Consider the following 13,166-nt stretch of genomic DNA (forward strand, 5'->3'; position numbering starts at 1 on the left):
TCCCTGAGGCGCTAAAGCCCAGGTAAAGCTAAGGATAGCGTTGTAGATGAAGAAGTATCTGTTTGCCCTATTTGTGTTGATGTTATTGCCGCAAACCGCCCTTGCTGAAAAGGGGCTGTTTGCGCCACTCCCTGATTGGATTAAACCCATCGTCGACATTCCCGCGTTTGATCCCGCAGGCCATCACTATGATCAGCAGTTTCTACTGGTCGATAGACAACTTAATCTGGTCAGCCAATCCCCCGTTGAATACAAACGCTACACCAGCAAAGTCGTCTCCATTAAAGGGGTGGAATCTGGCTCACAGATCTCCATCGATTTTGATCCCAGCTACCAAAGCGTGGAACTACATCGTTTGGAAATCGTGCGTGATGGCCAAATCTTTGACCGAAAAAACACGGCTACAACCGCCCAATTCAAACGCGAAGTCGACTTGGACTCCCTGCTCTACAACGGTGATGAAACTCTGCATATTGTGCTCAATGATGTACAGGTTGGCGATATCATCGACTTTAGCTACACCCTTTCAGGCTTTAATCCGGTGTTTGGCAACAACCGAGAGTGGTATGTCAAAACAGGTTGGGCATCCACTGTCACACTGGTCAATGCTCGCATTTTAGTGCCGGAAAACAGCCCTATCACCGTCACTAATTTAGACAACAAAGGCAAAGGCACGCTCACAGAAACCACGCAAAAAACGGTGCGGGAATACCACTATCAAGAACAAAACGGCTTGTATGATTTTGATGAGCCTGAGCAGCCACGCTGGTACAACCCCTACCCCTATTTGCATGTATCTAGCTACAACAATTGGAAAGACGTGGTGAACTGGGCACTGCCTTTGTATCAAGCATCGCCAAGTGATAGTGACGTTCAAACATTAGCGAACAAAATCAAGCAAACACACCCTGACGATCTTGATCAGCAAGTCGTCGCAGCCATTCACTTTGTGCAAAACAACATTCGCTATTTAGGCATTGAAAATGGTATCGGCTCGCATCAGCCAAGACCACCGCGCCAAATCCTTTCGCAAGGCTATGGTGATTGCAAAGACAAAGCCCTGCTGCTGATTTCATTGCTTGGCGCCATGGACGTCAATGCCCACCCAGCATTGGTCGATACCTTTTGGCGAGATGAACTGCCACAGCAACCCGCAGCACCTTTCAGCTTTAATCACGTGATTGTGCAAATGGATTACAAAAACCAAACTTGGTGGATTGATGCTACCCGCACCCATCAGGGTGACCAGCTTAAAACCTTGGCACAATCAAACCTTGGCTATGCGCTGGTATTAAAACCGGACACGGATGATTTGATGGCGATGAATCCACCAGCCGCAGACGTTTCGCAAGAAGTCGAGCAACGCTACGTGGTTAATCATGCACGGCAGCAAAGTTACCTTACGGTAAAAACCATCTACCGTGGTTTTGAAGCTGAGCGCTGGCGTCGGTATCTCGAGTCAAAGCCACTGGGGGAGCTTGGCGAAGAATATGCCAATTACTATGCAGGCTTCTTTGGTGGGTTGGACTTTCTTCGTCCGCTAAGCGTTGAAGATGATAAGAACAGCAATGAAGTCACGGTCAATGAAGCCTATGTGATTGAAGATCTGTGGTCGAAAACCGATGATGTATACTCGTTTGTGATCTCAGCTGACATCGTTGATGACTACCTGACCAAGCCTGATCTGATTCGACGAAAAACACCATTTGGCTTTGGCAGTGAAGGCGCGATCAAACAAAGAATCAAGGTTAGCTTACCGGAAACGTGGAATATTGAACCATCAGACCACGCCATCAATAGCCCCTATTTCGAATTCAGAAGCACCGTTAAAGCCGTCTCAGGCCCTGGAGATGTGTTGCTCAATAAAACCTATGTTGAAGCAGATTATTACTATCACGCCAAAAAGCGCCACGTAAATGCCAGTGAATTGCGACAGTACATGCGACATATTGATGATGCGTGGCAAAGTGTTGAATATGAATTTAGCTATCGGCCTTAACCTTGATGTAAATGGGCCTAAGCCACAGCCGAAATACGTGCGTATGCCATGGATTTAAGATAAACAAAGACGGCAAAGCGGACAAAAAAGACATAAAAAAACGCGATGAGGAAGTTCACCGCGTTTTTCTCTGCTTTGGCCTCACGGCAATTTAGCGCACTGTTACCGTCTTCCAGCTTGAAAGTGCAGGGATCAAGGACGCGATTTCGGCTTCCTGAGCTTGCCACTGTGCAAAGCGTTGACACACGTCTTGTTGCACACTCAAGGTTCGATCACGTTGCAACTTCACTTCCTCAGCAAGCTTATTTTGTAACACCGCCATCTTTTTCGAAATGAACTGCATTTTATTGCCTTTGCCTTCACTCAGCATAGCAATGTCCATCAAACCACGGCTTGATACGGTCGCGATTAACTGTGGAATACTGGCTTCTAGCTCTCGTACCGCTAAAGTCAGCGCTTCGTGATTAAGCACGGGATCGCGATCGGGGGAATACAAAGAGGTGCTAACACGTTCTTGCAAATAATCGTGAAACTGACCAACTTCGCCACGTAACGTGCTTGTTTCGCCCAACTCTGTTGTGATCACGCCATCAAGCGCGAGCCAAGAGGTATGCAGTTCTTCCGACAAGGTGCGACCGATAAACGGCAAGTCATTACGGATAGTTTTATTATAAGCCGTCAAGGATGCTCGTTGCGCATCACTCAAGGCCACACGGTGAACGTCGAAGTAAAGATTCCCTTTGGAATCGATACGAAACATTTCGTTGTTGTTTTCTATCATCACATTGTCAGCATCAATGGCAATATTGCCATGAAGCTCAGGACGGCATAATTCTGCTACAGCAAAAAATGGCAACATGGCCAAAACAAAACACAAAACGCGCGAGGCGCAAGTCTGACTTTTACTACCCATATCTATTCTCCATCTCACCGGATAAACAAATAACGAAACCAGTCATTGGTCGTTATCCATCCAAGCGTTAGAAAATTGAACGACCGATGCGCTCGGCAAGCAGTTCTAACACCGCTGTTCCAGCCAATGAATTGCCTGATGGATCAAGCTCTGGCGACCAAACTGCAATGGACATTTCACCCGGTACAATCGCCACTATTCCACCACCTACACCCGATTTTCCGGGCATTCCTACACGGTAAGCAAACTCACCGGCACCATCGTACAAACCGCAGGTCGCCAACAAGGCATTGACCTGCTTACTTTGAGTCTGGCTGACAATTGTTTTTTCTGCGCCTAAAGGAAGTCCTTTGTTTGCCAGATAGTTAAACGTTTTCGCCAAATCAACACAGCTCATGCGCAGTGAGCAGTAATGAAAATAATTCGCCAACACTGGCATAACCGCATTGTCAAAATTGCCAAAAGATCGCATCAAATAGGCAATAGCAGCATTGCGGTCGCTATGGTCCATTTCAGACGTCGCCACTACTTTGTCATAGCAAATACGCTCGTTGCCCGACAACTGACGAACAAACTCCAACATACGTTGACGCGGCGCAGACAAACGACTGTAAAGCATGTCACACACCACCAGCGCACCGGCATTGATGAACGGGTTACGTGGGATCCCTTGCTCCATTTCAAGCTGGATCATCGAATTGAACGCCTGACCCGATGGCTCTTTCCCGACACGCTGCCAAATCTCTTCAGGACTATAGTTTTGCAGGGCAAGCGTCAGGCTCAATACCTTGGAAATCGACTGAATAGAAAACGGCTCATCCGCATCACCCGCCGTGATAATCTCACCATCGTTGTAACACACCGCTACCCCCAGCTTATTGGCTGAGACTTCCTTCAAGGCGGGAATATAGTCCGCCACACGTCCTTTCCCAATCAAAGGACGGACATCTTCCAGAATGCCGTTTAATAACTGCGGGGTGGGTTTCATGATTTACTCCAATGGTAAAAAAAGCCAACACGAGGTTGGCTTTTAAACATGCAGCGCTACATTACAACGCAGCGTGACAAGAAGGGTATGAATTTTGTCTTAATTAACGCGGGCGTATTTCATATCCCACACGCCGTGACCCAAACGGTGGCCACGCGCTTCAAACTTGGTCAGCGGGCGCTCATCAGGGCGAGGAATATAAGATCCATCCGTCGCGGTGTTCTTGTAGCCTGGTGCTACATCCATCACTTCAACCATATGCTCAGCATAGTTTTCCCAATCTGTTGCCATATGGAAAATACCGCCAATTTTCAGTTTACTACGTAGCATCTGTGCAAATTCTGGCTGCACGATACGACGTTTGTGGTGACGTTTTTTATGCCATGGATCTGGGAAAAACAGTTGAACCGTATCTAGACTCAGTTCAGGCAGCATGTGCTCGAACACTTCCACGGCGTCATGACACATCACGCGCAGGTTGGTGATGCCAGCATCACGCGCTGCCATCAAACAAGCACCCACGCCTGGGCTGTGCACTTCAATACCGATGAAGTTTTTCTCTGGGGCATTTTTCGCCATTTCAACCAGCGATGCACCCATACCAAAACCGATTTCAAGTACCACCGGATTGTCATTACCGAATACCTCAACCCAGTTCAACTTCTTCTCTTCGAAGTCGATACCCATGGTTGGCCAGCATTCGTTCATTGCTTGCTCCTGACCTTTGGTCAGACGTCCTTCTCGACGTACAAAGCTTCTGATTCTACGAAGAATTTTACCTTCTTCGGTCAGTTCGGTTTTGGTGACTTCAGTCATGGTCTTTTGCCTGCAATCAATAATGAAGAAAAGTTAAGCGGATCGCGCATTATCCAAAGATAACGTCTCGGCGCAAGCCTTGTCGGCTACCCGCTGAGATCTTTCTCTCTCCAACCCCAAGATCGCTGTCTTTTTCAGCAATCCCAGTCATTCGTTGATAGAATGCGCGACGAGAATCTATTCCCCATAAAGATAACAAAAGAGCAATCATAGTGAGTCAGTCTTTTTCCGATGCCATTTTGACGTGGTATGACAAATACGGCCGTAAAACTTTACCGTGGCAACAAGAGAAAACACCTTACAAAGTATGGCTCTCAGAGATCATGTTGCAGCAAACACAAGTGGCCACCGTGAACCCCTACTTCGAACGTTTCATGAAGCGCTTCCCCACCGTTACCGATCTGGCGGACGCCGAACTCGATGAAGTGCTTCACCTTTGGACAGGCCTAGGTTACTACGCAAGAGCGCGTAATCTTCATAAAGCCGCGCAGCAAATCGCCGAAACTTACCAAGGTGAGTTCCCAACTCATATTGACGATGTGTTAGACCTACCCGGCATTGGTCGCTCAACCGCAGGCGCCGTGCTGTCGCTGTCTCTTGGTCAGCATCACCCTATTCTTGACGGCAACGTGAAACGCACCTTGTCTCGCCATTTTGCTGTTGAAGGCTGGCCGGGGAAAAAGCCCGTTGAAAACCAACTTTGGGGATTGGCGGAAGAAAACACACCAGCAGAAGGCGTGCAGCGCTACAATCAAGCCATGATGGACATGGGCGCCATGATTTGTACGCGAAGCAAACCTAAGTGCGACATTTGCCCAGTCAATTATAGCTGCGAAGCCAATGCGCTTGGGCGTCAGGCGGATTTCCCCGGCAAAAAGCCCAAAAAGACCATTCCTGAGAAAGAAACCTGCTTTGTCTTGTTCCAATATGAAGATCAAGTCTGGCTTGAGCAGCGCCCACCCGCTGGGCTATGGGGCGGTTTATGGTGCTTACCAGAGACCCCAGAAACCGATGCCATACACTTCATTCAAAGTAAATTGCCGAGTAATGAGTTTGACACGCCTGAGCAACTGACCGCTTTTCGTCACACGTTTAGCCATTTTCACCTTGATATCGTGCCTTTTCGCGTCAAACTTCACAATAAACCCGAAAATATTGGGGAAAACGGGATCATGGAAGGGAAAGGCGGGCTTTGGTATAACTTAACCCAACCAGCCAAAGTTGGGCTTGCTGCCCCCGTGCAGAAGTTACTTGAAAGCCTAACGAGAGAATTTCAGACTTCGGCAAATGCCGGAAAATCATAATATTGGGAGCTTAATGATGAGCCGTACTGTTTTTTGCCAGCGCTTGAAGAAAGACGCAGAAGGATTGGATTTCCAATTCTACCCAGGCGAGATTGGCAAACGTATTTTTGACAATATCTCGAAAGAAGCGTGGGCACAGTGGCAGAGCAAGCAAACCATGTTGATCAACGAGAAGAAGCTCAACATGATGGAGCCCGACCACCGCAAACTGCTCGAAGAAGAGATGGTAAAATATCTATTTGAAGGTCACGATACTGTGATCGAAGGCTATACCCCACCATCAGAGTGAGTTTCTAGCTCACAGTTTTGCTTCAACATTTTGTAAATATAAGCATCCTGATTACGCTGATCATGGGTGCTTTTTTAACGTATGGACTCCATGAAAATTCTTCGCTTAGTGACGTCATTGCTGATTGTTTTTTCACTATCTGGTTGTAGCCGAGAAGTGATCGAATCTGTTTATCAGATCGATTACGACACCACTAACCGTTTTGCCAAAAATCTTGCTCCCTTGCCGGGACAATTTGAGAAAGACTTCGCCTCTCTCGATAAGTTAATCAACAGCTTTACTGGTGACATCGAAGTGCGTTGGGGGCAAAACGAAGTCTACGTATCAGGCAAAAGTGATTACGTGAAATACACAGATAACTACTTGAGCCGCGCACGAGTGGATTTCGCCAATGGCTTAGTGACCATTGAAACTGTTGCCACAACCCAACCTGCACAGCACCTGAGACAGGCGATCATCACCACTTTACTCACACCAAATGACCCTGCATCGGTTGATCTCTATTCCGCGGCAGACGTACAGCTTGAAGGGCGTCCATTCTTACAAGGACAGATTCTCGATCAAGATGGCAAAGAGATCGCATGGGAATGGCGTGCCAACCGTTACGCTGACTACCTCATTGAAAAACAGCTAAAAACCAAATCACTGCGCTTTCAGAAAGTGTTTTATGTGCAAATACCTATGGTGTCAGATCACTCTAATAAGCGACGCTACCAGTATGCCGACCTGATCCGTGATGCCGCAAAACGCTACGGGATCTCTGAAGAGTTAATTTACTCCATCATCAAAACAGAAAGCAGCTTCAACCCATATGCGGTGAGCTGGGCAAATGCGTATGGTCTGATGCAAGTTGTGCCAAAAACCGCCGGACGTGATGTATTCAATCTTGTGAAAAAACGCAGCGGTGAGCCATCACCGGAATACCTGTTTGATCCCGCCAAGAACATTGATACTGGAGCGGCGTATTTCTATATTTTGAAAACACGCTACCTAAAAGACGTGAGAGACCCGCTGTCGAAACACTACAGCATGATCTCGGCTTACAACGGTGGCGCTGGCAATGTGCTTAAAACCTTCCACAAATCTGACCGGAAACGGGCAATGAATGATCTTAATCGACTGCAACCGAACCAAGTTTATTGGGCTTTGACCAATAAACACCCATCTTCGGAGTCGCGACGCTACTTACAGAAAGTAACTAATTACCAAAAAGAGTTTCGCGCCATGCAGTAAAACCGTAGTAAACATCCGAAAAGCAGAGCGCTTTTAAATCAAAACGATGAAAAAGCCATCAAACAGTCCTATTTGGCGTTTTTTTTTCAAAAAGATGTTGACGGAAACCATCAAAATCCGTTTAATGCACCTCGTTGCCTCGATAGCTCAGTCGGTAGAGCAGGGGATTGAAAATCCCCGTGTCGGTGGTTCGATTCCGCCTCGAGGCACCATATTTAGTGAGATGGTGTTAAGTACGCAACGTTTCCAAGGTTTGTGTGCCGGCTTAGCTCAGTTGGTAGAGCAACTGACTTGTAATCAGTAGGTCACCAGTTCGACTCCGGTAGCCGGCACCATTATTTTGATATTGAGTTTATGACTCTCTTATCAAAGCCTCGATAGCTCAGTCGGTAGAGCAGGGGATTGAAAATCCCCGTGTCGGTGGTTCGATTCCGCCTCGAGGCACCATATTGCAAGAATGGTCATTGATTTAGCTTCGGCTTAGTGAGTGCCTAGCAATTCCCCCTTAGTTCAGTCGGTAGAACGGCGGACTGTTAATCCGTATGTCGCAAGTTCAAGTCTTGCAGGGGGAGCCACATTAAGAAACCTAGTCTTCGGACTGGGTTTTTTTTCGCCTTTATTTCAGGGCGCTGCCCTAAAAAAAGGGCAAACAAAAAAATCCTGCTCAACTGGCAGGACTTCTGTAAAGGTGGCACTAAGCGAGTTGGCTCGCCTATCCACTTCTCTAATTGTTGTATTCCATCCCTGATGCCAACTTATACGTGCCTCTCGCTGTTCGTCCTTCATCTTCATAGGTGAAGAAGTCGCAAAGCTCTGTGACCAATGCAATGCCGCGCCCACTGCGTGCGAGTGATTCTTCCACTGTGCTATCAACGTCATCAATCCAAAAGCCTTCGCCATTATGAGTGACGTAGAAACTAAGCTCACGCTTGGCGGGGTTAAATGAGATGCCCGCTTCCATATACGCAAAAGCATCAAGTTGCTCCAAGCGAGATTGACGTTCCATATAGTAATCTAGAAAACCATCGTCATCGGATTTCAAGCTGGACTCCAACTTCAGTAAGCCATGCTCCAGTGCATTGTTGGTAAGCTCAGAGAGCACAGTACACATCAAATCCAAATCGATATTGCTGCCAAGGGTTCCCTTGAGCATGCGCCTCACTTCACCGACAAGGTTCACTTTGCGTAACTCTTTGGCACCAAAATAGACATTGAGCTGTGCTGGAGAGCGGCGGTCATAGTAATCCGGATCACCCGGTTGCTGCTCGATACGGCTTTTTATTGGCGCGGTGAGTTCGAGCATCGACATATCATCACCGACTCCACCGCCGCTCGTAAACCGTGTAATATGCTCGCGTGTCAGTTCAATCACACTGTCGCAGGGCGATGAGAGCAGTGCTTCGAGCCCTTCTTCACCCAGCTCTTGCCCACCGGCATCTCGCGCTTCAATCACACCGTCGGTGAAAAAGAACAGCTTGTCTCCCACTTCCAATTTTAAGGCAACAAGATTGGCTTCAAACTCCTCTGGGTCCATCGCGCCCAATGCCATGTGCGCAGATGGCAGACGTTGTTTTATCTCGCCTTGGTTGTCCACAATATAACCATCTGGCATCCCCCCGCCCCACCACTTCACATCGAGCCCATTGGCTGATACTTCTACCAAATTGGCCGCCACTAGCATTCCTGGTGGTAAAAATGTTTTCAGGGTCGAATTCATCTCTTTGGCAATATCACCTAATGCAAAGCCGTTTTTTGTCATGGCGAAAAACGCTTTTGTTGCGGGGATAGAAGAAATCGCGGCGGGGAGCCCGTGACCTGTCGCATCAGCAAGGAGTGCATAAATGCCCCCCTGCGGCCTTGGCGTCACCAGGACAACGTCTCCGTTAAAGTTGGTGTAGGAACTGGTATAGAAATTCACCCCTTCGGCTTCCTGATAGCAGCCTTGCATCAGGTTACTGAAAATGGTTTCTGCCATTGTGTGCTCATACAGGGTATGAGCCTGAAAGTGTTTAAGTGCATCGCGCTGAACGGCAACTTCGTTATACAAGCGCACATTGCGACAGTGGGCACGAACTTTTGCCACAATGGTGGTACGGCTGATGGGCTTGGTAAGAAAATCATCCCCCAAGGTCATACAGCGGTTGAACGCATCGTTATCCGTAATTCCGGTCAGAAAGATGATAGGCAGATACGAGCTTTTGTATCGCATTCGGATCTGCTTTGCCGCCTCGAAACCGTCCATTTCAGGCATTAACACATCCATGATCACGATGTTGGGCAGTTCCTCCATTGAGTCAAGCATGTCCAGCGCCATTTTGCCGTTATCAGCAATAAACAGTTCATCGAACTCATCTTTAAGCACGTGCTCTAGGAAACATTGCAGTGAAACTTCGTCTTCAACGATAAGGACTTTCACACGCCATCCCCCTTAATGGATAAAACAACCGTTAAGCATTCCAATTACTCGATGATGAATTTCTTTTCGAATCGTGCAATCACCAAAACGCGTTTAATCTGAGGCATCGTATTCGTCAAACGAATATCCCCTTCCTTCTTGTTGAGAAAGGTTTGCATATTTAGCAACATACCCAGACCCGCACTGTCTATGTACTCCGTACCACGGAAATCAACCTCGATATCTTTTCCCTGACAATCTTGATACGCATCGCGAAACTCCTGTACCACGCTGAAGTCAAACTGCCCATTTACATGAATAACAACTGCTTTCCCGTCATTTCTTTCTTCACGACTGATAGCCATACCATCTCCTAAAACAATTCTATGTCACCTTCATCGGCAGACATTTGTTTCGCCGGAGCTCTCGCTGCAGAGCCCGCCAATTCTTCAATTTCATCAACAGCTTTGTGTAGCGCGACCCAATCGACATCATCGGCCGCTAAACTCTCAATAATCAGTGCGTTTAAGTCTTCCAAAATATGGAGGTTACTCAGAACGTGCTGCCCTTGCTGTGAAACGATGTCTGCGAATTGCAGCCCCTGAATACTCTTGGAGACTTCGCCACGAACCACTTCACCTTTTTCTGTGAGCTTGCCAATTTCTAGTGTGACCTGTTTGTTGACTTCTTGAACCCCAGTCAACAGGGATTCAATGCGTGTTTTTGACTCAATCGACGTCGTCATATCCAGTGTCGCAATCTCTCCGACAATCTTGCTAGTTTGCTTCACTGTGTCTTGAGCGAGGTTGATGTCTCTGTTGATTTGACTATTCAAACTCGACGTGCGGTTGGCAAGATCTCTCACTTCTGATGCCACCACGCCAAAGCCACGTCCAAGCTCTCCTGCCCTGGCTGCTTCGATTGCCGCATTGAGCGCCAACAGGTTCGTTTGATCAGACATCGCCTGCACTTGATCCAGCAGGTTAAATACCGCATCCAATTTTGCTGACATATCGTGAATACAGTGAATTGCCGTGATACTTTTCTCTGAAACCGTCACTAGCAATGCAATATATTGGTCGATCGCTTTCTCTGTCTCCGGCAATACCTTGCTCAAGTTAAATTCACTATCGGTATTATTGAGAAGCTCAACAATCATGTGCCTGGACAGTGCAGCCTGTTCACTCACCGCCCTCTCCATACCAAAGAAACTGGAATTGAGGTTATGAACAGAGTCGTTAATGACTTCTTGCTGGCGATCCAACTGCTCGCGAATCGGCACCAATTCAATATTCAAAATGCTATGAATTTTTTGCAAGATTGCCGTAGATTCGTCGGACACTGAATCATCGTCCTGCTGCGAATCATGCTTCTCTTGAGAAAGACTTCCCGCAGCTTGCTGTCGCCACAAATAAGCGATAGAAAGGATGACAATGACGGACGCTGCGACGCTCAACGGCGTTTGCTGCACAGTAAGAGGTGCGACGCTCGCAACAATGGCCACCAAAGCAATAAACGAAGTCGTTTTAGTTCTAACCATAAACTTTACCCACTAAGTATGTGGCAATTTTGTCTAACGGCAGTACCTGCTGCGCCGCCTCTATTTCAACCGCAGCTCTCGGCATTCCCCACACCACGGAACTGTTTTCATCTTGAGCCACGGTGAGAGCGCCCTCATGTCGCATTGCAAGCATACCTTGGGCACCATCTCGCCCCATTCCCGTCAACAGGACTGCTAACGATCGTCCACCTGCGGCTTCCGCCACGGAAGCAAACATCACATCCACAGAAGGTTTATGTCGCTGAACAGGCTCACTGTCACAGGTTGTGCAGTAGTAGCGACCGGACCGCTTTACCACTTTTAAATGCTGATCACCCGGTGCGACGTAGACCCGACCGCTCACCAAGGGAGCGCGATCTGAGGAGAGCTCTTCCACCTGAAGCCTAGATGCACGATTTAGCCTTTCTGCGAATGATTTACTGAATACCGCTTTTATGTGTTGAGTAATCACAATGGGAGGCATCATTTCTGGTAGGGCTTCAAGCACATTACGAATCGCTTCCGTACCGCCAGTGGACGCACCGATGGCGATGATGTCGTACGCCGCATTCAACTGACGACCCGACACGCTGATTTCAGACGGCGAGCGATGTACCGCGCCCGCGATATTCGCTGTCGCCGCCATTTTGACTTTTTCTACCACCAGCTGACGGTAGTTACTCATTTCTGACGCGACGTTTTCGGTTGGCTTGGGAAAGTAATCTACGGCCCCAATTTCTAGTGCCGCCAAGGTCGCTTCTGCACCATGCTGTGTCAGGGTTGAAATCATGACAACTGGCATAGGGTGAAGTCGCATCAAGTTACGAAGAAACTGAACACCATCCATTTTTGGCATTTCAATGTCTAACGTGATCACGTCGGGCTTAAGTTTTTTGATTTTTTCTCTGGCTTCATAAGGGTCAACCGCCACCCCCACAACTTCGAGTTGAGGATCTGAATTGATAACGTCACTAAGCAATGCTCTAAAAACAGCAGAGTCATCAACAATCAGCACTCTATGTACCCGTTTACCCATTAGAATAGCTCCGCACTTTCGCCATCGTCGCGTTTTGCTTCAGACACCAGACGGCGTTTATAATTAGTTTCTTCCGCTTCGACTTCACCGCGGTAGCCTCTGAGCTTTTTCACCCACGCCTTGCCAGTCATAGGGTCAAAGACGACTTTACGTGGAAACTCACTCCCTAAATCCTCTCCAACGATGTTCAAGCCTTCGCTTTGAACATAGTTACGAATGAAGGCTATGTTCTTTTCGCCAATATTTGCCTGCTTACCCATGACCATGCCGCCACCAAATAATTTCACGCGCAAACGGCTTTTGATGGCACCTTGCTGGATCATGGTGTTTATCAACAATTCCATTGCGTAGTTGCCGTAACGCGCTGCATTTGAACGCCACTGGGTCGGATCCCAGCCTTCGATGTTGTCTGCATCGCCAAACGGCAACATAAAATGGTTCATGCCTCCCAGCTCAATAAATGGATCCCATACGCAGGCGGAAATGCAGGAACCCAACCCCGTCGCTATCAGCTCACGTTCAGAAGTGACGTACACTTCTCCCGGCTGAATTTTCACCATCATCATTTGCTTACCGGGATGAAAAAAGCGCCTTGCTCCTGCCCCAATAGGGCAACCGGTAAGCTCCAGGATTTTATGCATACAACGCTCTGT

The 13,166-nt window shown here is 47.8% G+C and carries 12 protein-coding genes and 4 tRNA genes; 8 read left to right on the forward strand and 8 right to left on the reverse strand.

Features of this window, described 5'->3' with window-relative positions; translation table 11 throughout:
• Nucleotides 1–46 precede the first annotated feature (46 nt).
• Nucleotides 47–1,999 carry a DUF3857 domain-containing transglutaminase family protein gene (locus tag AB8599_RS13355; RefSeq protein ID WP_407331388.1) on the forward strand — a complete coding sequence of 651 codons (1,953 nt, stop codon included), beginning with the start codon at nt 47–49 and terminating at the stop codon, nt 1,997–1,999.
• Nucleotides 2,000–2,150: 151 nt separating this feature from the next.
• Here AB8599_RS13355 and AB8599_RS13360 read toward each other — a convergent pair whose 3' ends face one another.
• From AB8599_RS13360 to trmB, 3 genes are all read right to left on the reverse strand, one after another.
• Nucleotides 2,151–2,912 carry a DUF2884 family protein gene (locus AB8599_RS13360; protein WP_407331389.1) on the reverse strand — a complete coding sequence of 254 codons (762 nt, stop codon included), beginning with the start codon at nt 2,910–2,912 and terminating at the stop codon, nt 2,151–2,153.
• Between the two features lie 67 nt (nt 2,913–2,979).
• Complete coding sequence (gene glsB, locus AB8599_RS13365) at nt 2,980–3,900, reverse strand: glutaminase B (RefSeq protein ID WP_407331390.1); 921 nt, start codon at nt 3,898–3,900, stop codon at nt 2,980–2,982.
• A gap of 99 nt (nt 3,901–3,999) precedes the next feature.
• On the reverse strand, nt 4,000–4,716 hold the full coding sequence (gene trmB / locus AB8599_RS13370; RefSeq protein ID WP_407331391.1) for a tRNA (guanosine(46)-N7)-methyltransferase TrmB: 717 nt from the start codon (nt 4,714–4,716) through the stop codon (nt 4,000–4,002).
• Between the two features lie 212 nt (nt 4,717–4,928).
• On the opposite strand from trmB, the gene mutY reads away from it, so the two are divergent.
• From mutY to AB8599_RS13405, 7 genes are all read left to right on the forward strand, one after another.
• Nucleotides 4,929–6,020 (forward strand): A/G-specific adenine glycosylase, encoded by a 1,092-nt coding sequence (mutY, locus tag AB8599_RS13375; RefSeq protein ID WP_407331392.1) that lies wholly within the window; start codon nt 4,929–4,931, stop codon nt 6,018–6,020.
• Nucleotides 6,021–6,036: 16 nt separating this feature from the next.
• Nucleotides 6,037–6,309, forward strand: a complete 273-nt coding sequence (locus tag AB8599_RS13380) for an oxidative damage protection protein (protein ID WP_407331393.1) — start codon at nt 6,037–6,039, stop codon at nt 6,307–6,309.
• Nucleotides 6,310–6,399: 90 nt separating this feature from the next.
• Nucleotides 6,400–7,542 (forward strand): membrane-bound lytic murein transglycosylase MltC, encoded by a 1,143-nt coding sequence (gene mltC / locus AB8599_RS13385; RefSeq protein WP_407331394.1) that lies wholly within the window; start codon nt 6,400–6,402, stop codon nt 7,540–7,542.
• Nucleotides 7,543–7,678: 136 nt separating this feature from the next.
• Nucleotides 7,679–7,754: transfer RNA gene (locus AB8599_RS13390), tRNA-Phe, on the forward strand.
• 47 nt (nt 7,755–7,801) lie between these two features.
• Nucleotides 7,802–7,877 (forward strand) — tRNA-Thr (locus AB8599_RS13395).
• Between the two features lie 36 nt (nt 7,878–7,913).
• Nucleotides 7,914–7,989 (forward strand) — tRNA-Phe (locus tag AB8599_RS13400).
• A gap of 52 nt (nt 7,990–8,041) precedes the next feature.
• Nucleotides 8,042–8,117: transfer RNA gene (locus AB8599_RS13405), tRNA-Asn, on the forward strand.
• 149 nt (nt 8,118–8,266) lie between these two features.
• On the opposite strand, the gene AB8599_RS13410 is transcribed toward AB8599_RS13405, so the two are convergent.
• From AB8599_RS13410 to AB8599_RS13430, 5 genes are read right to left on the reverse strand one after another with little or no spacing between them, the layout of a single operon-like run.
• The gene (locus AB8599_RS13410; RefSeq protein ID WP_407331395.1) at nt 8,267–9,958 is read right to left on the reverse strand and encodes a SpoIIE family protein phosphatase; all 1,692 of its coding nucleotides are present in this window, start codon (nt 9,956–9,958) and stop codon (nt 8,267–8,269) included.
• Nucleotides 9,959–10,002: 44 nt separating this feature from the next.
• Nucleotides 10,003–10,302 carry an STAS domain-containing protein gene (locus tag AB8599_RS13415; RefSeq protein ID WP_407331396.1) on the reverse strand — a complete coding sequence of 100 codons (300 nt, stop codon included), beginning with the start codon at nt 10,300–10,302 and terminating at the stop codon, nt 10,003–10,005.
• A gap of 8 nt (nt 10,303–10,310) precedes the next feature.
• Nucleotides 10,311–11,477 carry a methyl-accepting chemotaxis protein gene (locus tag AB8599_RS13420; protein ID WP_407331398.1) on the reverse strand — a complete coding sequence of 389 codons (1,167 nt, stop codon included), beginning with the start codon at nt 11,475–11,477 and terminating at the stop codon, nt 10,311–10,313.
• Nucleotides 11,470–12,513 carry a chemotaxis response regulator protein-glutamate methylesterase gene (locus AB8599_RS13425; protein ID WP_407331399.1) on the reverse strand — a complete coding sequence of 348 codons (1,044 nt, stop codon included), beginning with the start codon at nt 12,511–12,513 and terminating at the stop codon, nt 11,470–11,472. The genes AB8599_RS13420 and AB8599_RS13425 overlap by 8 nt, the downstream gene beginning before the upstream one ends.
• A complete protein-coding gene (locus tag AB8599_RS13430) occupies nt 12,513–13,154 on the reverse strand; it encodes a chemotaxis protein CheD (protein WP_407331400.1) in 642 nt (213 codons plus the stop codon). The genes AB8599_RS13425 and AB8599_RS13430 overlap by 1 nt, the downstream gene beginning before the upstream one ends.
• Between the last annotated feature and the right edge of the window lie 12 nt (nt 13,155–13,166).

This window comes from Enterovibrio litoreus (assembly GCF_045679545.1).
Taxonomy (GTDB): domain Bacteria; phylum Pseudomonadota; class Gammaproteobacteria; order Enterobacterales; family Vibrionaceae; genus Enterovibrio.

Coding starts and splice junctions, on each gene's coding strand:
- AB8599_RS13355 (WP_407331388.1), top strand. CDS start 47: ATGAAGAAGTATCTGTTTGCCCTATTTGTGTTGATGTTATTGCCGCAA.
- AB8599_RS13360 (WP_407331389.1), bottom strand. CDS start 2,912: ATGGGTAGTAAAAGTCAGACTTGCGCCTCGCGCGTTTTGTGTTTTGTT.
- glsB (WP_407331390.1), bottom strand. CDS start 3,900: ATGAAACCCACCCCGCAGTTATTAAACGGCATTCTGGAAGATGTCCGT.
- trmB (WP_407331391.1), bottom strand. CDS start 4,716: ATGACTGAAGTCACCAAAACCGAACTGACCGAAGAAGGTAAAATTCTT.
- AB8599_RS13380 (WP_407331393.1), top strand. CDS start 6,037: ATGAGCCGTACTGTTTTTTGCCAGCGCTTGAAGAAAGACGCAGAAGGA.
- mltC (WP_407331394.1), top strand. CDS start 6,400: ATGAAAATTCTTCGCTTAGTGACGTCATTGCTGATTGTTTTTTCACTA.
- AB8599_RS13415 (WP_407331396.1), bottom strand. CDS start 10,302: ATGGCTATCAGTCGTGAAGAAAGAAATGACGGGAAAGCAGTTGTTATT.
- AB8599_RS13420 (WP_407331398.1), bottom strand. CDS start 11,477: ATGGTTAGAACTAAAACGACTTCGTTTATTGCTTTGGTGGCCATTGTT.
- AB8599_RS13425 (WP_407331399.1), bottom strand. CDS start 12,513: ATGGGTAAACGGGTACATAGAGTGCTGATTGTTGATGACTCTGCTGTT.
- AB8599_RS13430 (WP_407331400.1), bottom strand. CDS start 13,154: ATGCATAAAATCCTGGAGCTTACCGGTTGCCCTATTGGGGCAGGAGCA.